Genomic DNA, 21,016 nt, shown 5'->3' with positions numbered 1-21,016 from the left:
TTGCGAATCTTTTAATCGCATGAGAAAATAGTTACTTTTAATTTTTTTTAACCAAAAACCACAACATGAAACTTAATTACTTAAGGTTTGGAACAACGGCTCTTGTCTGGCTGTTGGGCACTTCACTTGTGGCTGGTCAGCAGCTAACTGATCAGTCGGAAATCAGCCTGAACGATCTTTCGGCATTCAAAGATCCGGGTCCAACCTGGTCAATTGCCGGAGGGGTTACGGCTAATCTTGACCAACAAGATGTGTTAAAAGTCGCAAAGGGTAGCGGCGTTTTAGTAAGCATCCCTAAAAAGAATGCAGGCAGGGACCTGTATACCGTTGCCGAACATGGTGATATGATACTTGAACTGGAGTACTTGCTTGCAAAAGGCGGTAACTCTGGTATTTACCTGCAAGGTGTTTATGAAATCCAGTTGGAAGACGCGTGGGGACTTAAAAACCCTAAGGCATCTAACAACGGTGGTATCTACCAGCGCTGGGATGATTCAAGACCAGAAGGCCAGAAAGGCTACGACGGTTATGCGCCACGTCAGAATGCGTCTAAAGCACCTGGATTGTGGCAAAAAATGAGAATTGCATTCAGGGCACCAAGATTTGACGGCTCTGGCAAGAAAGTTCAGAATGCAAGAATGGTTGCCGTAGAACTAAACGGCGTGCTTATTCACGATAACGTGGAACTGTTTGGTGTTACCCGTGGTGCCAATGGCGGTGAGCGTGCAGTAGGTCCGCTTCGCTTGCAGGGCGATCATGGTGCTGTGGCCTTCAGAAACATTAAAATATCGAAACTTCCTGCAGATGCGCAGTCGGCCATCAGGCAGCGGGAGAACAGTGCTGACCCGATCTATGTAGATCCGGCAAATAACCCGCTTATCCGCAGTTTCGTGGACATCGCTGGTGGTATTAAGGTTGTTCATGCGATCTCTGTTTCCAGCCCGGAAGAAGTACATTACGGATATGACCTTGATAATGGTGTGTTGTTCCACGCATGGCATGGTGAATTCGTAGATGCAACCCCAATGTGGCACGAAAGAGGTAATGGAACTTCACGCCCCCGCGGTACGGTAACTACTTTCACTAAGAAGCCTGTTCCTGCGCTTGCAAAATTGTTGAGCGCACAAGACAGCTGGTTGAACGACACTACCGGCACTGGCTTCCAGACTAAAGGCTATGAGCTTGATGGTAACGATCGTCCTACTTTTGTTTACAAGATGTATGGTACCCGCGTTAAAGACGCTATCCGCGCCAATGAGAATGGTCAGGGTTTAACAAGAGAAATCACCCTGGAGCAACCGGTTTCCAACATCTATCACATGATCGCTTCTGGTTCTGCTATTGAAGACCTGGGCAAGGGGTTATACCTGATCGATGGCCAGTCGTACTACATCAAGTTCAGCGACAGCAAGATGAAGCCAATGGTTAAAGATGCAAACGGTACGAAGCAATTAATAGCTCCTGTGAATGGTAAGCTTAGCTATTCTATATTATTTTAAAAGGGTTAGATAATGAAATATACTTTTAAGACGCTGGCACTGCTGGCATTAAGTTTCAGCTTCTCCGTGGGTTATGCACAGGAGACGCAAAAAGAAGAAGATTACTACAAAATACAAAAGGTAAGGGTTCCGGAAGGAAATATATTGGAAGTGGGTGGTTTGGTAACTATGCCTAATGGCGACCTCGCTATTTCTACAAGACGTGGCGATGTGTATATCGTAGAGAACCCAACCAGCAACAGACCATATTTCCGCAAGTTTGCTTCTGGTCTGCACGAAATTCTTGGTCTTGCTTACAAAGACGGTGCTTTGTATTGTGCACAGCGTGGTGAGCTTACTAAACTGATCGACAGAAATGGCGACGGTAAAGCTGAGGTCTATGAAACTGTTTACGCCTGGCCGCTAAGCGGACACTACCATGAGTATAGCTTTGGTCCTAAGATCGCACCTGATGGTTCCTTCTTTGTGACTGGCAACGTTGCGTTTGGTGACGAAGAATGGTGGAGAGGCGAGAGCCGTGTGCCGATGCGTGGCTGGACCATGAAAATTACTGAAGATGGTAAAATGGAGCCTTGGGCTACCGGTCAGCGTTCACCTGCGGGACCAAACGTTATCGATGGTCAGCTTTATTATACTGACAACCAGGGCGACTGGTTCGGTTCTGGTGCTATCTGGCAGGTTAACAAGGGCGACTTCTTAGGTCACCCTGCTGGATTGCGCTGGACTGGCAGATCTGATTCCCCAATCAAAATGACTGAAGAATATTTCCGTTCCAAAATTGATGAGAGAAGGGTTAGAAATGATCAGGGTAGGATGGTTAAGCCTGAAAACCGTGTAGATGAGCAATATAAGCTGCTTTACGAAATGAAGAAAGATTTCCCTGAGTTAAGACTTCCATCGGTATGGTTGCCTTATGGTATCCTGGGTATCTCAACTTCTGAGCCGGTTAAAATTCCTGCGAATACTTTCGGACCGTTTGCCGGTCAGCTTTTGATCGGTGATCAGGGTATGAGTATTATTTCAAGGGTTTTCCTTGAAACAGTGAACGGGGTAGAGCAAGGTGCTTCTTTCATGTTCCGCAGTGGTTTCCGCTCAGGTGTACTTAGAATGGCTTGGGCACAGGATGGTTCATTGTTCGTTGGTGAAACCAACCGCGGATGGGGATCAGCAGGTGATGCCAATGAAGGCCTTGAGCGTTTGGTTTACGACAATAGCAAAACACCTTTCGAGATGCGTGCTATCCGCGCCATGTCTGACGGTTTTGAAATTGAGTTCACCAAGCCAGTTGATAGAAAAACAGCTGAGGATCTTGCTTCTTATGATGTTGAAAGCTACCTGTACAAATATCAGCCTGTTTATGGTTCGCCACCGGTAAACAAAGAGACACTTAAAGTTAGAGGTGTAAAAGTTTCGGCCGATGGTCTTCGTGCCAGAATTATTGTAGATAATCTGCGTCAGTATTACATCCATACCATCATGGTAGAGGGCGTACGTGCCCAGGAGGGTGGAGCTGCGTTGATGCATCCAATTGGATACTATACGCTGAACAGCATCCCTACCAACGCTAAGCTGTCTATGAGCGAAGTAAGCACCAGAAATTCAGCCGCTGCGCCTGCGAAGGCTCCGGCGCCGATCAAAGCTCCTGGCAAAAATGCACCTGAAGCTAAAAAGACTGCACAGAAAGTGATTACTACCGCTAAAGCCGAAGCGCCTACGTACAACCAGGTAAAAGGTTTGCTGACAAGCTATACTTGTACAGCTTGTCACAACCCAACCAAACGTCAGATTGGGCCGGCTTTCGTAGATATCGCTAAACGCAAATATTCGCCGGAGAAAATCGTGGAACTGATCCACAATCCGAAACCTGAGAACTGGCCAGGCTATTCAACCGAAATGCCGCCAATGCCGCAGGTTAAAAAGGCAGACGGTCTGAAAATCGCCGCCTGGATCAACTCTCTGAATAAATAGCATTTTTGCTCTCCTGAATTAAAAATATTCGGCACGTGTGACTTTTAGTTATATATGCCGAATATTTTTTTATTTTAGCGCTTCATTTTAACCAAGCATAAACAATGAATAGACTCGAAACTAGCGATTACATTGTATTTTTTATCTATTTTATAATCGTTTCCGCCTACGGCTTGTGGATTTATTACAAAAAGAAGTCGGCCACCAGCGACTCTAAAGATTACTTCCTGGCTGAGGGTTCACTGACCTGGTGGGCTATTGGTGCCTCACTTATCGCCTCAAATATTTCTGCAGAGCAAATGATCGGTATGAGCGGATCGGGCTTTAAGCTCGGACTCGCCATTTCTGCATACGAATGGATGGCTGCCGCTACCCTTATTATCGTAGCTGTATTTTTCATGCCGGTGTATCTGAAGAACAAGATATTTACCATGCCCCAGTTCCTCAATCAGCGCTACAACTCAACCGTTGCGATGATTATGGCTGTGTTCTGGCTGATGCTGTATATCGTGGTTAACCTGATGTCGATCCTTTACCTGGGCGCGCTTGCCATTAGTGGTATTTCGGGTATCGACATTACGCTTTGTATTCTGGGCCTGGCGTTGTTTGCTATTTTTATTACGCTGGGTGGTATGAAGGTAATCGGTTATACCGATGTTATCCAGGTATTCTTCCTGGTGCTGGGCGGTTTGGTAGCTACTTATATTGCATTAAACATCATTTCTGGTCAGCAAGGCGTCGTTAAAGGTTTTGATATCCTTACCGACGGGGCATCTGAGCACTTCCACCTGATCTTTGAGAAAGATAATCCGAATTACATGGATCTTCCGGGACTGAGCGTACTGATCGGTGGTATGTGGATTGCCAACCTGAGCTATTGGGGATGTAACCAGTATATCACACAAAGAGCTTTAGGCGCATCTCTGCCTACAGCGCGTGCTGGTTTGCTGTTTGCCGCGTTTCTAAAAATGCTGATGCCTGTAATTGTTGTTATTCCGGGTATTGCCGTTTACTATATCATCAAAAACGATATTCCGGCAATCAGCCCTGATAACCTGTTGACAGGCTCCGGCGTGCAGGATCCAAATAAGGCTTATCCTGCCTTGCTTACTTTGCTGCCAACCGGATTAAAGGGTTTGTCATTTGCTGCGCTTACAGCGGCTATTGTGGCGTCTCTTGCCGGTAAAGCGAACAGTATCGCGACCATCTTTACACTGGATATTTATCAGAAGGCGTTCAACAGGGAAGCTTCAGAGAAGAATCTGGTTAACGTAGGTAAGATCAGTGTTGTTGTTTCCATGCTGATGGCGGTATTGCTCTCACTCATCGTTGGTGATGCATTGATGGGAGAGGGTAAACAAGGGTTCCAGTACATTCAGGAATACACCGGTTTCGTATCGCCAGGTATTTTTGCCATGTTCATCCTGGGATTCTTCTGGAAGAAGACTACATCAAACGCCGCACTTTTTGCTACCATCGGTGGTTTTATCGTATCCATTATACTTAAGTTCCTTCCGGGATGGGTGGACTTGTCGCCGCTCTACGAATACGGATGGGCTGTTGCAAATTCTGCGGGCATCTATGAAATACCGTTTATGGACCGGATGCTTATCGTGTTTGCTGTGTGTATCATCGGTATGTATTTCATCAGCATCTATGAAAACAAAAAGGGTATTGTACCAAACGGACTCGAAGTGGACACCAAGATGTTCCGTGTTTCTACTTCGTTCGCAGTAGGCTCGCTGATCATTATCGCTATGCTCGTTGCCTTGTACTCGGCATACTGGTAAGTCGGCCAGTTTTCATTGAAAAATATAACACACCAAAAAGCCCCGGCGATATCTCGCCGGGGCTTTCTTATTGGATTGTAAAGAGGGCTTAGTATTTAAACACCTTGCCGCCCACCATCACTTCCTGTGTTTTCTCGTCGAAGGTTGCCTTCTGGCCGGTCCGCGCAGCCGCGTTGGTCATAATATTCGCAATCGAGTGGTAATAACCCGCCTCTACCGGAGCATTGGTTTCCTTACGGCTTCTGATACACTCCATCCAGTTGCGCATATGCGCTGAGGTGAGTTTGTCGCCTCCCGTATTTGCAGATGCAGCCACCTTCTCTACATTCTCGGTAAGCTTAAACTCCGGCAGCAGATTCGCTTTCATGTCCATAGCCTTTGCCGCATTCTCTCTCAAACCACCCTTAGGCGATACCATATTGGTGATCAGGTTCATCTCACCGCCGTTTGAGTAGTAAATTTCCGCTGGGTTTTCGTCGCCATTGTGCATACGCGAGGTAAACACCACCTGGAAACCATTGTTGGGATCGTTTGGCTTGCCGTAGTCAAACACCGCTGTGGTCGTGTCCCAGTTTCTGCGTCCGTCTTTCCACTGATAGATACCACCGTTGGCCACCACACTTCTCGGATGTTTCAGTCCGGTAAACCAGTGTACAGTATCGATCTGGTGCGACATCCACTGACCAGGCATGCCTGAAGAATACGGCCAGAATAAGCGGTACTCCAGGTATTTCCTCGGATCCCAGGCTTCAAACGGTCTGTTGAGCAGAAAACGCTTCCAGTCGGTATCTTCCTGCTTGAGTCTGGCCACTAAGGCAGGTCGGCGCCAGCGGCCCGGCTGGTTCACGTTCCAGCTCAGCTCAACCATCGTAATATCTCCAAACTTGCCATCCTTCACAAACTGCGCAGCTGCCTCGTAGTTTCCGCCACTTCTCCGCTGTGATCCGATCTGTACGATCTGTCTGGAAGCCTTCACTGCTTTCAAGGCAGCCCGGGCATCAGCCATCGTTTCCGCAAAAGGCTTTTCGCAGTACACATCGCATTTGGCCGTTACTGCCTCAATGGTGTGAAGAGCATGCTGAAAATCCGCCGTGCTGATGATTACCGCATCGATATCTTTTAGCGCATACAGCTCTTCATTGTTGCGACAAGCCGTAATGTCGTGGCCAAACTTGTTCTTAAGATGATCTACACCAAGTCCGCGGCGATAGTTCCATAGGTCTGATACGGCAACAATGTCGAAATTCAGTTCTTTATGATGGTTTAAAAAACTCGGCAGGAGGGAGTCCTTAAACCGGTCTGAAAACCCTACTACGCCTACACGCACCCGGTCGTTAGCCCCGATAATACGGCCATAACTTTTGGCCGAAAACCCCATAGTGCCCAGGTATGTACCTGCACCGGCGATAGCGGCCTGTTTTAAAAATGTTCTTCTGGATTCTTCCATGGTCTGATAAGATTACAATTCTTTAATTTTTATACTTCTGAACGAAACCCTGTCGCCATGATCCTGTAAAAGGATACGGCCTTTAGGTGCCATTCCAAAATCTTTCCATCCTTTGTACTTACTACCGGCAACAAGCTCGAGAAACTCGGGCGTTCCGCGTGTAAATTCAGTGATTTTGAAGCCATTCAACCAATACTCGATGCGGTTGTCAGGATATACCCTGATCAGGCCTTTATTCCACTCGCCGATCTTCTTTTGAGAAGCCGGTATCTTTTTACTGGCTATAAGGTCATACAAAGAACCAAGCGTTCTATTGCCGTTTTTACCCAGCTTAGCGTCCGGGTGCCGTTCATCATCCAGAATCTGGTACTCCATACCTATTGCTGAGCCTTTGTTGCCCTCAGAGAGCGTCACAAAATATTTCACGCCGCTATTGGCGCCCTGAGTAAGCCTGAAATCGAATTTCAGCTCAAATGCACCATACAGCTTCTCGGTAACAATATCTCCGCCGTTGGTCGACTCGCCGCCATCTGATTTCTCCACACTAAGTTCTCCATCGCGTATGAGCCAGCCTTTTTCAGGAAAAGTACCTTTATAGGCGCCAACCCATCCTTTGCTGGTCTTACCGTCCCACAGCAGGCTGTAACCTTGAGCCTGTTCCAGTGCAGAAAGATCGTTCGGGATCATGTTCACAACGTAAGTATCATCAGCTTCCGCAGGCGTCAGCTTACCCGTCTGAATCCTGATGTTCCTCCACTTGATCTGCTTGCCGGGAACCTCGCTTTTACCGATGCTGTGTACCTGCAGGGCAATGAATCCCGACAGGGTCATATTGTCGACCAAACTCGCGGCCGGTATGCCGTTAACCCAGGTGCGGATCGATGAGCCTATACATTCAATCCTATACTTGTTCCACTGGCCCTTTTTAAAAGCAGCCTGCCCCGCCGGATTGATGTCCATCGGATACAACCAGCCTCGTCTGCCTTCATCATAGATACCGCCACTCCATTTTCTATCGGAGGGATCAATTTCCACCTGATAACCATGTACCCGGCCATTCTGATAATCAGCCTTGCTCAAGCTCCTCACCTGTATGCCGGAATTCATGGAGTTGTCGGCCAGCAGTTCCAGTTCAAGGATAAAATCACCATATTCTTTTTCTGTTGCCAGAAAGGAGTTCGGTTCGTTGGAAACAGTGGTGCCAACAATCTCTCCCTTTACGACCTGGTACTTCGCCTTCCCGTTCAGTTGTTTCCAGCCATTTAAATCCTTCCCGTTGAAAAGCTTCTGCCATTTCCCGTCCTGCGCATGCACGGCCGATAAACTCCCTGCAAGCATCATAGCCACCATTACTAACTGTCTCTTTTTCATTCGTGTTATATATTAATTAATAGGTTTTTGCAAAATCGTCTGCCGCGGCATTCAATGCCTTTGCATCGGGATGTATCTTTTCATCAATCTGCACGCGATATTTGAACGTTACCGACTGGCCGGGCGCGAGTTTCATGTTAAGCCGTTCCTTACCGTTCGAAAAAATACTTTGTCCCAATGGGTTTGCCGCAAACAAGCCGTAGTCGCGGGCATGCCAGTAGGTTGGGTAGCCCGGGTTTTTCGGGTGATCAATAATGGAAACCGCAACAGGCATACCTTCTTTCTTCGCATACAGCATACACCAGTTGCCCCGGCTGCCCCATACATCATTTCCCTGTTTTCCTGCACTGCTGAGATAATTCCCATTGGCACCATTGTTTGAGGCAGGCACCCTGGTAATGTTACCCTGACTGTCGGTAAACTCTTCAACCTTGTCCGACGGCATTTCCAGCTCCTTAGTTACCCTTAGCCCAATCATACCGTCCTTAACATCTTTAAAAAATACGGTATCCTGCTGTGCGATAAGCGTGGTAATACGGTCTATACTCCGGCTGTGCCCCCGGCCCGAAAACACAAAGGTCGTCTGCTCTTTAAGCAACACCTTTCCTGCCTGATTCTCCCAATTTGAGGTATAACTTAATCGCCCTTCATTTTTACCGCCGGTAAGCTTTTCCACTTTAGTGTTTCTTACCCAGCCGTAGCGTACTTTGTTTGCCGCCGGAATGTTATAAGAGTTGTTCCAGAAATCCAGACCATTCACACTTTCATAGTTAAGCCACAGGCCAACATGATGCGGATGGTCGGTCCGTTCACCATCGCGGCTCTTCAACGGAAAACCACGGGTAACAACCAGTCCCCCAGCGGTATAAATCGGATACAATACCGGCTTCTCCAGGTTATCCGGATAGATGAAAGACGTAAAGTGCTTATTGTCGACCAAAACCTTCACCGATTTCTGCTCCGTGTCCGGAACAAATTCCACTTTGACTTGCCGGGCAGTTGCTGAAACCGCACAGCAGCATAAAACAATAAGCAGGTTTATTTTCATCGTATTTGGTTACTTAGGCCCCGAAACATGGGACGAACATTTAGTTAAATATAGTTGTCTTAGCGCATAATATGCTCATAAACCGATATTTACTACAGAAAAAATACGAAAACGATTGCGCTTACAACCAGTGATTTTCCCGATACCATGCTACGGTTTCGGCTATTCCTTTTTCCAGATTATACCTGGGTTGGAAGTTAAGATCGGCTTTAGCGCGACTGATATCGCAGTACCAGTTTACCGCCGTTAGCTCTGCCATCTTTTCTTTGTTCAGGGCAGGAGTATCCTTGCGGTTCCGGTAAAGGAAATCCATGATTCGAGCCAGTGCACCAACAATTGAGACCGGAAGATGAAACCTGAGCGTGCGCTTTCCAAGTGATTTTCGGATCAAGCGGCCCAGCGTATAGCGGTCATAGAATTGACCATCCGAAATATTATACGTACGTCCGCGCACTTCAGCGAAAAGCGATTTTATAATAATCTCCGCCAGATCGGTCACGTAAATAAAACTAAGCTGTTGCTGAAAGGAACCTATATAAGGTTCAATGCCCTGTTTTATGCTTTTAAACAGAATGAAAATATCTTTTTCACGAGGCCCGTACACTGCCGTGGGCCTGATCACAATAAGCGGAAGCTCCGGCAATTCGGAAAGGTATTGCTCCGCCTTCAGCTTGCTCGCACCATACTGGGTTACCGGCTGTCCCGTCATCTCGTCGCTTATGCAGGCAGATAAGTCGGCGAGCGGGCCCAGTGCGGCTAAACTGCTCACAAACACGAACTTTTCCAGAGGAATCTTAGCTTCAGTGGCAGCCGTGGCAAGGTTTCTCGTAAATTCCGCGTTTACCCGTTCATACTGCTCCCGCGTTTTTGCCTTGGTGATTCCTGCCGCATGAATAATATAATGGAACTGATACTTCTCAAGCGTATCCCGCAGGTCGGCTACCGATGCGTAGTTGAGCTCGACATAACTGATATCGAATGCTTTCAGGTGCGCTCTGGAAGTGCCCGGTCGCACTGCCGCTACCACTTCAAGTCCGGCTTGCAGCGCCTGGGCAATCAGATGATAGCCAACAAAGCCCGTGGCACCGGTGATCAGCACCTTTTTGCTCATATCTGTTTTTCGTAGATGCGATAGGTTTTGTAAGGATCACCTTTAATGGCTTCAATAGCACTGTTTACCATGTCATTGTGCTCAAGCGTCCAGCTGGCCTCGGCATATTCAAATCCCTTACGGCGATAAGCCTGAATGATCTTCGCATAAATGCAGGCTTCGATACCCATCTTCCGATAGCCGTCGACCACACCCAGCAGCAGGATCCTGATTCCCTTAACCTTTTTCTTTCCGAAAAGCAGCTTAAACAAGCCGGTAGGAAGGAGGCGCCCCTTTTTAATGTTGATCTGGATCTGGTTCATATCTGGTATTGCGGCCCCAAAGCCAACCAGTTCGCCATCTTTCTCGGCAACCAGACAAAAATCCGGGTCGAGCACCAGCTTAAGGTCTTTGGCCTGATAGTCAAATTCCTCATCGTTTAGCGGTACAAATCCTGTATTCTTATCCCAAGCCTTGTTATATACCTCGCGCAACTTCGCAGCTTCAGCTTTGAAGTTTTTCATATTGATCTTCCTGATCACGATATTATTGCGCTTTAAGCGCTCTTCAAGGCGGTCTACCAGCTTCACAGAACGATCATCATAGTTTTCGCCAGTAAAGCGCCAGGCCAGCAAATCAACCTTTTTCGTCAGACCAGTGTTTTCCAGAAGGGCGGGGTAGTAGGAAGCGTTATAAGGCATCATAACCACAGGCGGCATGTCAAAACCCTTAACCAATAAGCCGCACGACTCGTTCGTAGAGAAGTTTACAGGGCCCATCAGTAAGCCGGTTACACCCTTTTCTTTCAGCCAGTTTGAAGCGGTTTGCAACAGCAAATCCGCGGCACTCTGATCATTGATACAATCAAAAAACCCAAAAAAGCCATCATTTACCTGGTTTACCCGATTGTGACTATTGTTCAGTATCGCCGCAATCCTGCCAATGATCTGATCCCCGTTGTACAACAGGAAACACTGCAGTGAAGAATGTTTGTGAAAAGGGTGGGTGGTCAGTAAGTCTTTCTGTGCAATGAATAATTCCGGAACGTAGTTCGGGTCGTTCTTATACAATTCGTGAGGAAAGTCAATAAAAGCAGTTAGTTGTTTTTTATTGCTTACAGCAACGATCTGCTTCATATAGTTACCTGCGATCTTTTAACCTGAACCTGCTTGGCGGCAGCTGATATTTTATCCACCGCTTCCTCGATCTGAGCAAAGGTATGTGTGGCCATCAGGGAGAACCTGATCAGCGACGAATCTGAAGGAACTGCCGGAGATACTACCGGGTTCACAAAAATTCCATTATTGCTCAATATATTGGTAATTAAGAAGGTCTTATCGTTATCGCGGATATATACCGGGATTATCGGACTGTCTGTATGGCCTATATCAAAACCCGCGTCAAGCAAAAGCTTCTTTGCGTAGTTCGTGTTTGCCCAAAGCTGGTCGATGCGCTCCGGTTCCGATTCTATGATATCCAATGCAGCTATAACGCTCGCAACTGCTGCAGGGGGCATGCTGGCGCTGAACATCAGCGATCTCGCCCGGTGTTTCACAAACTCAATCGTTTCCTCGTTGCCGGCAATAAACCCACCGAGGGAAGCAAGCGATTTGCTGAAAGTACCCATGATCAGATCCACCTTGTCGGTAAGCCCGAAATGCGAAGCCGTTCCCGCACCGTTTAAGCCAATCACGCCTAAACTGTGCGCATCATCCATCATAATATTTGCCCCAAACTCATCGGCGATTTTCACGATCTCAGGCAAATTGACCAGGTCACCTTCCATACTGAAAATCCCATCAGCAACAATCAGTTTTGCGGCGTCTTCAGGAAGCCTGCTCAACTTCTTGCGAAGATCGTCCATGTCATTATGCGCATACTTGATGGAACGCGAAAAAGAAAGCCTGCTTCCGTCAATAATGGATGCATGGTCGTATTCATCAAGAATCAGATAGTCATTACGATCCAGCAAGCAGGAGATCACACCGAGGTTAACCTGAAAGCCGGTACTGAAAAGTACCGCAGCTTCTTTACCTACATAGGCTGCCAGTCTGCGCTCCAGTTCAATATGTATATCCAGCGTACCATTCAAAAACCGCGAACCAGCACAACCGGTGCCGTATTTATCTACCGCCTGTTTGGCGGCTTCCTTTATTTTAGGGTGGTTGGTAAGGCCAAGGTAGGAGTTAGAACCAAACATCAGTACCCGCTTCCCATTGATCATCACTTCTGTGTCCTGTCCCGATTCAATTGCACGGAAATATGGGTATAAACCCTTTTCCTTGATCGCATTGGCATCTTTAAATGCTGCTATCCTATCTTGTAATTTTTTGCGCATGCTATTCTATATCTTTTAATAGAGCTGAGTTATGTTTGGTAGTAGTTTTCATATGACATCATTGATTACGCTAGCTTAATATTAAGTTAAAAGTCAACATTTATGCCAATAAAAAAACTTCCCAAATCTAAGATCATAATCAGACAAAACAAAACTAAAAGTTTATCAACTATCAATATATTGTTTTTTAAAACAAAAATTACAATTTACTTATATTTACGGCTGCAAATGAAGGAAACGGGAAATAGTTGCCGGTTTAGCAGATCACCTGACCCTAAAAAGGAAACAGGGAAACATCTGGCGATGCATCCCTGTTTTAATAGATGGTTGACCCACCACAGATCAACCTAAACCAAACAAACTATCACTATAACGGCAACAGATATGCCAAAGTTTGATTCTTAGTTAATAAAGACATTAATATGACAATCCATAGCTTCACTGCGAAAAATGCGCACTACAAGCCTAGCGTAGCGTATTGGTATGCCGAGCATCCAAGGTTAAGCCACGCAGCTAGGAGGGTCAGACCTCTTTTCAATACACTCATAATGCTTTGTTCAGTACAGTAAAAATCTGTACCAGACGCAGACCGTTGTTGTCTACCAAGGTAAGCGTATGCCTCCCGGGCTTGGGCTGCAGGGCAAGCTGGTGGCGATGTTGTGTCGTCCCGACGTATTCCTCATCAATATGCCAATGAATCTCGGCACTGGTGTAGCGGTGGGTGGCATCAAGTACGAGTTTACCGGGACTGCCATCCAGCTCCACGGGAATATAAACCATAGCATTGTTTTTAGGGTAGATCATCTCCATCATTTGCTGGCTGCTCTCGTCTTCGCAGCCGGGCATCAGCGCAGGAGGTTCAGTATAATCGCTATGTTTGCTCTTATAGTAATACGCCATAGCTGGGGGCAGTATAAACCAGGGGCGGCGCAACATTATCCCCGGCTGCTCGCAGGCATCGGTCACGCGGTGGCGACCAGTCCTGTCGAGGTGAACCAGCTTATGGTACGGACAAAGCCCTGTCTTTTCACCTGCAGGTGAACCATGCATCTGCATCCGGTCGGTACAATATTCGCCTGCCTTGTAGCCGCTTTGCTTACATGCCGTATACGTCTTCATCATGTGCTTAGGCATCTTAAACCAGGGGCCCGCGGGCAACTGCCTGAATACATCAAACAGGACGGGGGCGGCCACATCAATTCCCGTTAGCCCGGGGCGACCTTCACCATCGGCATTGCCCACCCAGATGCAAACCAGGTGATCTGGCGTTAGTCCTATAGCCCAGGCATCGCGAAAACCGAAGCTCGTACCGGTCTTCCAGGCCAGGCGCCGTGAAGAAGAGAACTGCTCCCAAAGTCCTTCCTCGCCAGGACGCATTACTTCCTCCATGGCGTTAAAGGTATTCCAGATCGAACCAAAATCGGTTACCGAACTTAGCGAAGTTTCCTCATCTTTTAAGCGCTTGTCGCGCGCAAAGACTTTATCGCCTGCCTTCTTCAGGTACACCGGTGCGTCGTAATCATGCGGATTATAGCGGCCTTTATGGTCGTTGAAATGATTTAAAGTCCGCGCCATACCTAAGTAGGCGGCCGACAAATCCCATAGCGTTACCTCACTGCCGCCAAGTATGAGCGACAAGCCATAATGATCGGGCGGTCGGTTAAGTGTCGAGAGCCCAAACTGTTTTAGCTTGTCGTAAAACCGCTGGTACCGGTAAGTTTGCAGCATTTTTACAGCCGGTATGTTAAGCGAGCGACTCAAAGCCTGATCGGCGGGAATCGCACCATCATAACCCAGGTCGTAGTTTTGAGGCGAATAGCCGCTGATCTGGGTCGGAATATCCGGGATCAGCGTCTTAGGCAATATAAAACCATCGCTCAGCATGCAGGCATACAGCAGGGGCTTTAAGGTGCTACCGGGACTTCTTGCCGCGGAAATCATATCGACATGACTTTCCAGCTCTTTGTCCTCCGGTTTAAAAATATTGCCCACATAGGCGGCAACAGAACCTTGTTTCACATTAAGCACAAGCGCTGCAATGTTATTGATGCCGTTCGAGCGGTACCTGTTCTGATAGCGCTTCAGCAGGTCGTTAAGCTTAAGCTGCAAATCGTAGTCGACCGTCGTCGTGATCCTCGTTGTACCTACGCCTTCCTTACTCAGCGATGCATACTCCCGTTTAAAGCGGTTAAGCAGGTGAGGAGCATGCTGGGGCAAAGCTTTAGGCGCGCCGGGAATAGGTTCAAGCTTTGAAAGATCGGCTGTAGCCTTGTCGACCACCCCGCTCTCTACAAGTTTGTCGAGCAGCCCGTTTCGCTTTCTGACCAGCAGGCCGGCATTGCGGCCCGGCCGGACCAGCGACGGACTGTTCGGCAGCACCGCCAGGGTGGCCATTTCACCCCAGGACAGGCGTTCTGCGGGGCGACCGTAATAGCGCCATGCCGCAGCATCCAAGCCCACCACATTGCTGCCAAAGGGGGCGTTCGCCGCGTAAAGCTTCAGAATATCGGCTTTGCTATGCCGCAGCTCCAACCGCAGCGCGAGGATCATCTCTGTAAGTTTCTGTCGCATTGTTCTGCTTTGTCGCCGCGACAAGCGGATCACTTGCATGGTAATGGTACTGCCGCCGCTAACTACGGCGCGAGCCTTAATGTTCTGGCGTACGGCCCTGCCCATGGCTAGCATGTCTACACCGGGGTGACTGAAAAACCTTTTGTCTTCAAAGGCAAGCAGACAGCGCACATATTTCTCTGGAACCTCCCGTTCAGACGCCGGAAAACGCCACTGCCCGTCGGCTGCTATCGATGCACTCAACAATTCACCGCGCCCGGCCTCTACCACGTAGGAGGTTGGCGAGGTAAACAGCTGCTTGGGTAAAGCGAACCAGAACCAAAGAAACAGCACCACGCATAAGGCCTCGCTTGTCCAGTAGGCTATTTTACTACCTGAACCCATTTTCCAGCATGTGTCGCACTGATAGTTTGATCGTACATCGCCTCGCAGTGCTGGGCCGACAAATAGTAGCGTCCCAGATAGGAGGCGTTAAGCAGCACTTTATATACTACGCTCTGGTTTTCACGTAAATTGAAATAAGTAAACACCCGGTCGTCCCGGATATCGCGGTATGCGGATGGCGATGATGCGAGGATATTTTCGTTATCGTTTATTCTTGTGTTAACGATTTCCCATCCCGAAGGGAATATCTGCGTTAAAGCCAGTTGCTCGTAATCGCCCCGCTTACCCGGATTTCTGACGGTCACCTCCGCATAAAAATCGGTACCCTGTTTCAACACAGAAGGATCTAGCGTTTTCCCGTTCAGCAGTTTATACGCCACCTTCATATCGAGTACATCGGGGTTCAGGGCGGCGAAGTTATGCTGACCGGGTGCGGGCTGACCGCTCAGAATCAGCCGCGCAAACAATACGCGATTGCCCGTATTCACGAGCGACACGCCGCCTTTGTACGACAGCGGTGTACTCGAAAAATACTCGGGGAGATTAGCCTTGCCTTTTTTACCATCAATTGTGTAAGTATAATTGAGACTGGCTGAGGCACTGTTTGCTCCGCAGAATTTAGCGATTGCAAGCAGGCTATATGCCGTAGTTTGCGTGCTGTACCATGTTTCCTGACCAAGTTTGGCGGCTACCGACTGCAGGGCAGAGGCAGCGGCCTGTTTGCGCCCGAGCAATGTCAGGGTCTCCAGGATCATCGCCTGATCGCGCAGTTCAGAGCCATACGTACCCCCGGGTTGCTTATAGGGTTCAGCCGTAAGTGGCAAGCCTTTGATCAGCGCAGCGGCGGCTTGTTGTTGTCCGGCAAGCTGGTACGCAGCAGCGAGGCGCCACTTGGCTGGGGCCGACAAATACTCAAAGCCTCGCAAACGGTTCATGGCACCTATGTCGGCACGCCGACCGAGCGCCAGTACGTAGAGTCGGTAGGCTTGCGAGAGGTCGCCGCCATAAAAGTTCTCGCTATCCGGTACCCAGGCCGAGGATTTGCTCCTTAAGTAACGGAACAACTCATCGGCCATGCCTACCGGCAAGCTGTAACCCGCCTTCTGGGCTTCCAGTAAGAAATGTGCGGCGTAAGCGCTGCCCCATTCGTCGGATGAGGAAGCGCCAGGCCAGTAAGCAAGGCCGCCGTCGGGCGACTGAAATCCGCGCAGTCGCGCAATGCCTGCCTTAATATTTCGCTCGGTATTGGCTTTTTGCTGCTCGGTCATGCGGGTCAGGGCCGACAAATACAACTGCGGAAATACCGATGAGGTAACCTGCTCTACACATCCGTGCGGATACTGCATCAGGTAGCCAAGTCGCTTTTTTAAATCAATAGGAGGCAGCGATGAAACTTCCAGCACGCCGGTGTTGCTTCCCGCCATGCCGATTGGTTGGTAGGCTTGCGACCATGAACTGCCGGGCTCTATAGCAGCAGAGATCACATTGGTGATATAAGGGTTGGGGTTCCGAACATCCAGTTCGACGTCGTAGACCGCCTTTTCTGCTCCGCTCTGTGCGGTAACACGCACTTTTGCTATGCCGGTACTTTCCGGAGCTTTCAACTCAAAATAAGCCATCTGCTCTCCGGGCTTTGCAAAATTTAGCGATTGACTGGATCCGGTGGTCAGGCGCAGACTGCTCGCCTGTACCTGTACAGATACCTTCTTCAGGCGCGATTCTGTAGCAAACACCGTTACCGGAAGGGTAAAGGTTTCACCCGTACCGATCACCCGGGGCAGTGTAGCCAGCAGCATCAGCGGTTTCTTAACCTGCACTGTCTTTTCCGTGAAGCCATAGGCACCATCCTGTCCGGCGACTATCATTGCGCGCACTGAGCCAATGTACTGCGGCAGGCGGAAGCGGTGCGTTTTACGTTCACCCTTGCCTAGCGCAAACGGCCCCATGTATTTCACCACGGGCACAAAGCGGTTGGCTTTTGCCGGGTTAAGGTTGCGGTTTATGGTGCCGTCGCCGCCGATGCTCAGGATCCGTTCCAGGTTGCCGCCCCAGGCGCCGAGCACATGGTCAAATAAATCCCAGCTCTTCACCCCAAGTCCCTCACGGGCATAAAAAGCGCCGTGCAGATCGGGGGTTTTAAAGCGCGTCAGGTCTAGCAGCCCTTCGTCAACAAGCGCAATGGTATACGTCATCGCCTTACCCTGCTGTTCAGCCACCGTAAGTTCCGTGACCGTTTCCGGCCGGATGCTCGCGGGTATATTTAACAGGGGTTTCAGTATCGTTTGAGGATCCTCAACCAGCAGGGGAATAGCACCGTACATGCGGATAGGCAAATCATTCACCGTCTGCGCATGCGGTTGCAGCAAGGTCACGTTCGCAAAAACGTTTGGCGCCATATCCTTCTCTGCCTTAAACCGGAACTGCGTTTGTCCGGGTGTTGTTTCAGTCCAGAACGTACGCAGCACCCTGCTGCCATTCTCAATGGAGATCAGCGCCCGGCCACCTTTACCCGAAGGTATGGTAAGTACCACTTCTTCGCCTACGGAGAATTTCTGCTTATTGGCCGTAAAGGACAGCATCGATGCTTCCGTCGGATTATTCGCCTGCTCGCGCTGCGCCCAGCCTGGCCAGTCGACGTATACTGTCTTGCCAGCTACGTGTCCGCCCAGCGCATCGCGCACGAGGATCAGGTACCGGCCCCATTCCGGTTCATCAATGCGGAGCGTCCACCTGCCTTTTCCGTTCTGCAGCGTAATATTTTCTTTTTTAATCAGCTTATTAAAAGAATTCTGAGTGAAATTAGCGAAGGCATATTCATCATCCTGTTCCCACCACCAGCGCCATTCCAGCTTGTAAAGTTCTACGGTTACCGACTTACTGCCACCAAGCAAACGACCATTACGATCCACGATCACAATATCTACCGGATGATCCTTGCCCGTGAACAACATGCCGCTTAATCGATCGCCCTCCGGGGTCCGGATACCATAATAGTTCTGGTACACGTGATACGGCACACTGAAATTATCAATGCTGAAGTTGCCGCCCGCCTCAAATACCTTCGTCGTATAATTGGCCCGCAACATGCCCGGCGCCGCGTGGTTGCCAATCAGCGAGGTGTTTACCCGGGCCGAACCGTTTTCATCAAGCGTGCCTTCAAAAATAGTCTTCAACTGCGATTCAAACTTCACAGCCGGATTATCAAAAGAATACTGCTCAAAGCCCTTGAACTTCGTTTCCATCGCGTTGAGGTTTACGTCCACCTTAGCTTTAAGATGACTGGCTGGCGAGCCGAACAGCCACCTGGCCGTAAGCACAGCGTTATCAAAAGAAATCTTCAGGCGGTTGGGCATCACCGTTTCAATCTTGATGGTCTTAGAAAATGTAGCGCCGCCAGCCCTGACCTTCGCCAGCCAGTTGCCCGTAGGTGCAGTGCGGTCGGTAAGCGTTTTAAAGGTATAAAAGCCATTCAGCGGTTTGCCGTTTACCAGCCGCTTCATGAGCTGACCTTTAGGATTGTAGAGTTCGAAAGTTACCGGGTAACCGCCAGGCAGTTTTTTTAGTTTATCTTCCAGCACGAAGGTCACGAACACCGAATCTCCCGGCCTCCACACGCCGCGCTCGCCATATATAAAGCCCTTCAAACCCTGTTGCACCACATCGCCACCAACGTCAAACCGGCTCAGGGGGAGGGAAGTACCATCGTCTATTCTCAGGTAACCACGTTCGTCGCCGTTCTTTGCAACCAGCAGGTAAGGCTTTCGCTTCAGGTCAAACTTAGCCATACCCTCAGCATCCGTTTTCACCGTATGCATCAGTTGCTGCTGATAGTCCAGAAACTCCAGCGTTACGCCACCCATAGGTTCGGCGGTGCGTAAGTCGGTAGCCATCGCAAACATGCTGTTGTCGTTACCCCGCTTCACAATCAGCCCGATGTTGGAGGCGATCAAATTCCGGCTTGCCCAGCGCTCGCTGGTGTAAAAGGATGGGGTACACGGATTATCACGGTCCTCCCAGCGGTAGTTAGCCGGATAGTAATTGCCGTAGCGCGACCAGAAATCATCGTCTTCATCTATTTTTTCCGACCATCCGCCGCGCGAGCTATCCTCTTCCTCTTCTGATACAGCATCCGTACCGCAGTTATACACATTGTAAGCCTGCTTAAATCCAATCACCACCCTGTAAATGGCACCGGGCTCCGCCTTCATGATCTTATCCAGATCCAGCGTGAAACGGTTTTTCCTATGCAGATCAAGCGCCCGGTCCTCATCCAGCCTGATGGTTTTCTGTACCACAGGCTTGGCCACGCGGCGCAGTTCCGAGGCATAACCATAGTCGCCTTTGTAGTTGTTCGACTGGAAAAACTGGGGTACGTTGTTTTCGTAAACTTTTATGACCGTGACATCTACCGCCCTCAGGTTAATCGCATCAAAGGGCAGGAGCAGTTTACCCGAATTAGGCAGGATAGAACCGCTGCCGCTTATGGTTACCGAAGGATTTTTGTTCTCAAAAGTAATGTTGGCTGTCTTTGCAACGCTGAGCTTGCGGTTCTGAATATTCTCAATACCGGTGCCTACGTTCACCGCATAAGTACCTTCCAGCTTTACCGGCGCATACACCTTTACCTCGCTTCCGGCAACGGTATACCTCAGGTCGTTTATATTCGCCAGGGAAATCAATCCCGACAAATCCTGCATCGCACCAACCGGCTCTGAAAACTGCACCAGGATATAGTCTTCACGGTCCTGCACCGCCCTGATATCCAGAACCTCGAAGGCTCCTTTGGCTGGCAGACGAAGCGTTGCTTTGCCTTTCATGGAAGCCTCTATGGGGCTGGCCGACCAGTTCAAAACAATTTGCTGCGCCGAAGCGGTCTTTTTCAGGCTGTCTATCGTGAACACCGAACGCCGTTCCTGCGGGTAGTGCTGCCATTTGACGCGCAGGGGCTGAGGGAACTCGGCCGATAAAGTCTTCTCGACGGCCTTAGCATCTTCCTCATCGGAAGTGTTGATCTCGCCAGAGAGCTTCATCAGGTCCATAGAAGTATTGCTTTGCGAAACCAGGCCATTATGCCGAAAACTTAAACCCGGACGGATCACGCGGAAGTCGAATTCAAACTCCTCGAGCCCCTCTTCCGTGTCGGTCACCTTACCCAGATCAAAGCTGGCTTCGTAGGTCTCTCCCGGCTCCAAAGCCTCGTCCGGCCTAAACTCTATGGTCTGGGCGTCAATCCAATACGTCTTTCCAGATAAAGAAGGAGAGAAGCTGAACAAATCGCGATCATCTGCCACACCTACGCTTGCCATGGTCTTAACCTGATTGGCCAGACGTACCCGGATATAGCTTTTTTTGGACACCGTACCTGAAGTGTAAGCCTCAATATAGCGGGCAAAACGCTGGTCGTAATCCTTGGGTTTGTCTTTTTTGAAGAAGAAATAGGCACCTGCGGCGATGAGTATTGCAGCTACAATAGCCACAACGGCGGTTTGTCTTGGTTTCATAACCAAGTG

The 21,016-nt window shown here is 49.1% G+C and carries 11 protein-coding genes; 3 read left to right on the top strand and 8 right to left on the bottom strand.

Annotation, left to right across the window (positions count from 1 at the left end; genetic code table 11):
* Nucleotides 1-65 precede the first annotated feature (65 nt).
* The 3 genes from QEP07_RS02375 (at nt 66) to QEP07_RS02365 (ending at nt 5,257) form a co-directional block, all read left to right on the top strand.
* Nucleotides 66-1,499, top strand: a complete 1,434-nt coding sequence (locus tag QEP07_RS02375) for a 3-keto-disaccharide hydrolase (RefSeq protein ID WP_285008351.1) — start codon at nt 66-68, stop codon at nt 1,497-1,499.
* Between the two features lie 12 nt (nt 1,500-1,511).
* Nucleotides 1,512-3,467, top strand: a complete 1,956-nt coding sequence (locus QEP07_RS02370; protein ID WP_256005876.1) for a hypothetical protein — start codon at nt 1,512-1,514, stop codon at nt 3,465-3,467.
* A 104-nt stretch (nt 3,468-3,571) separates the two neighbouring features.
* A complete protein-coding gene (locus QEP07_RS02365; protein ID WP_256005877.1) occupies nt 3,572-5,257 on the top strand; it encodes a sodium/sugar symporter in 1,686 nt (561 codons plus the stop codon).
* Nucleotides 5,258-5,345: 88 nt separating this feature from the next.
* On the opposite strand, the gene QEP07_RS02360 is transcribed toward QEP07_RS02365, so the two are convergent.
* The 8 genes from QEP07_RS02360 to QEP07_RS02325 all read right to left on the bottom strand — a co-directional run bounded on the left by QEP07_RS02360 (nt 5,346) and on the right by QEP07_RS02325 (nt 21,007).
* Nucleotides 5,346-6,704: a Gfo/Idh/MocA family protein gene (locus tag QEP07_RS02360; RefSeq protein ID WP_285008350.1), complete on the bottom strand. Its 1,359-nt coding sequence runs from the start codon at nt 6,702-6,704 to the stop codon at nt 5,346-5,348.
* Nucleotides 6,705-6,716: 12 nt separating this feature from the next.
* Nucleotides 6,717-8,075 (bottom strand): 3-keto-disaccharide hydrolase, encoded by a 1,359-nt coding sequence (locus tag QEP07_RS02355; protein WP_285008349.1) that lies wholly within the window; start codon nt 8,073-8,075, stop codon nt 6,717-6,719.
* A 16-nt stretch (nt 8,076-8,091) separates the two neighbouring features.
* Nucleotides 8,092-9,123 (bottom strand): DUF6807 domain-containing protein, encoded by a 1,032-nt coding sequence (locus tag QEP07_RS02350; protein ID WP_285008348.1) that lies wholly within the window; start codon nt 9,121-9,123, stop codon nt 8,092-8,094.
* Between the two features lie 121 nt (nt 9,124-9,244).
* A complete protein-coding gene (locus QEP07_RS02345) occupies nt 9,245-10,234 on the bottom strand; it encodes an NAD-dependent epimerase/dehydratase family protein (protein ID WP_285008347.1) in 990 nt (329 codons plus the stop codon).
* The gene (locus QEP07_RS02340; protein WP_285008346.1) at nt 10,231-11,349 is read right to left on the bottom strand and encodes a GNAT family N-acetyltransferase; all 1,119 of its coding nucleotides are present in this window, start codon (nt 11,347-11,349) and stop codon (nt 10,231-10,233) included. Before QEP07_RS02340 ends, QEP07_RS02345 begins: the two co-directional genes overlap by 4 nt.
* Nucleotides 11,346-12,551, bottom strand: coding sequence for a serine palmitoyltransferase (gene spt / locus QEP07_RS02335; protein ID WP_285008345.1), 1,206 nt, complete (start codon nt 12,549-12,551; stop codon nt 11,346-11,348). The genes QEP07_RS02340 and spt overlap by 4 nt, the downstream gene beginning before the upstream one ends.
* A gap of 543 nt (nt 12,552-13,094) precedes the next feature.
* Entirely contained in the window at nt 13,095-15,506 is a 2,412-nt protein-coding gene (gene pbpC, locus QEP07_RS02330; RefSeq protein WP_285008344.1) for a penicillin-binding protein 1C, read from the bottom strand.
* Nucleotides 15,485-21,007 carry an alpha-2-macroglobulin family protein gene (locus QEP07_RS02325; RefSeq protein ID WP_285008343.1) on the bottom strand — a complete coding sequence of 1,841 codons (5,523 nt, stop codon included), beginning with the start codon at nt 21,005-21,007 and terminating at the stop codon, nt 15,485-15,487. Before QEP07_RS02325 ends, pbpC begins: the two co-directional genes overlap by 22 nt.
* Between the last annotated feature and the right edge of the window lie 9 nt (nt 21,008-21,016).

Origin of the sequence: Pedobacter faecalis (assembly GCF_030182585.1) — a bacterium.
Lineage (GTDB): Bacteria > Bacteroidota > Bacteroidia > Sphingobacteriales > Sphingobacteriaceae > Pedobacter > Pedobacter faecalis.
Note: the sequence above shows the minus strand (reverse complement) of the source record. Positions and strands in the feature narration are given on the sequence as shown.

Bases quoted from the DNA above. Each gene is read 5' to 3' on its own strand.
- QEP07_RS02325 (WP_285008343.1), bottom strand. From the start codon at position 21,007: ATGAAACCAAGACAAACCGCCGTTGTGGCTATTGTAGCTGCAATACTC.
- QEP07_RS02375 (WP_285008351.1), top strand. From the start codon at position 66: ATGAAACTTAATTACTTAAGGTTTGGAACAACGGCTCTTGTCTGGCTG.
- pbpC (WP_285008344.1), bottom strand. From the start codon at position 15,506: ATGGGTTCAGGTAGTAAAATAGCCTACTGGACAAGCGAGGCCTTATGC.
- spt (WP_285008345.1), bottom strand. From the start codon at position 12,551: ATGCGCAAAAAATTACAAGATAGGATAGCAGCATTTAAAGATGCCAAT.
- QEP07_RS02345 (WP_285008347.1), bottom strand. From the start codon at position 10,234: ATGAGCAAAAAGGTGCTGATCACCGGTGCCACGGGCTTTGTTGGCTAT.
- QEP07_RS02350 (WP_285008348.1), bottom strand. From the start codon at position 9,123: ATGAAAATAAACCTGCTTATTGTTTTATGCTGCTGTGCGGTTTCAGCA.
- QEP07_RS02360 (WP_285008350.1), bottom strand. From the start codon at position 6,704: ATGGAAGAATCCAGAAGAACATTTTTAAAACAGGCCGCTATCGCCGGT.
- QEP07_RS02365 (WP_256005877.1), top strand. From the start codon at position 3,572: ATGAATAGACTCGAAACTAGCGATTACATTGTATTTTTTATCTATTTT.
- QEP07_RS02340 (WP_285008346.1), bottom strand. From the start codon at position 11,349: ATGAAGCAGATCGTTGCTGTAAGCAATAAAAAACAACTAACTGCTTTT.
- QEP07_RS02355 (WP_285008349.1), bottom strand. From the start codon at position 8,075: ATGAAAAAGAGACAGTTAGTAATGGTGGCTATGATGCTTGCAGGGAGT.
- QEP07_RS02370 (WP_256005876.1), top strand. From the start codon at position 1,512: ATGAAATATACTTTTAAGACGCTGGCACTGCTGGCATTAAGTTTCAGC.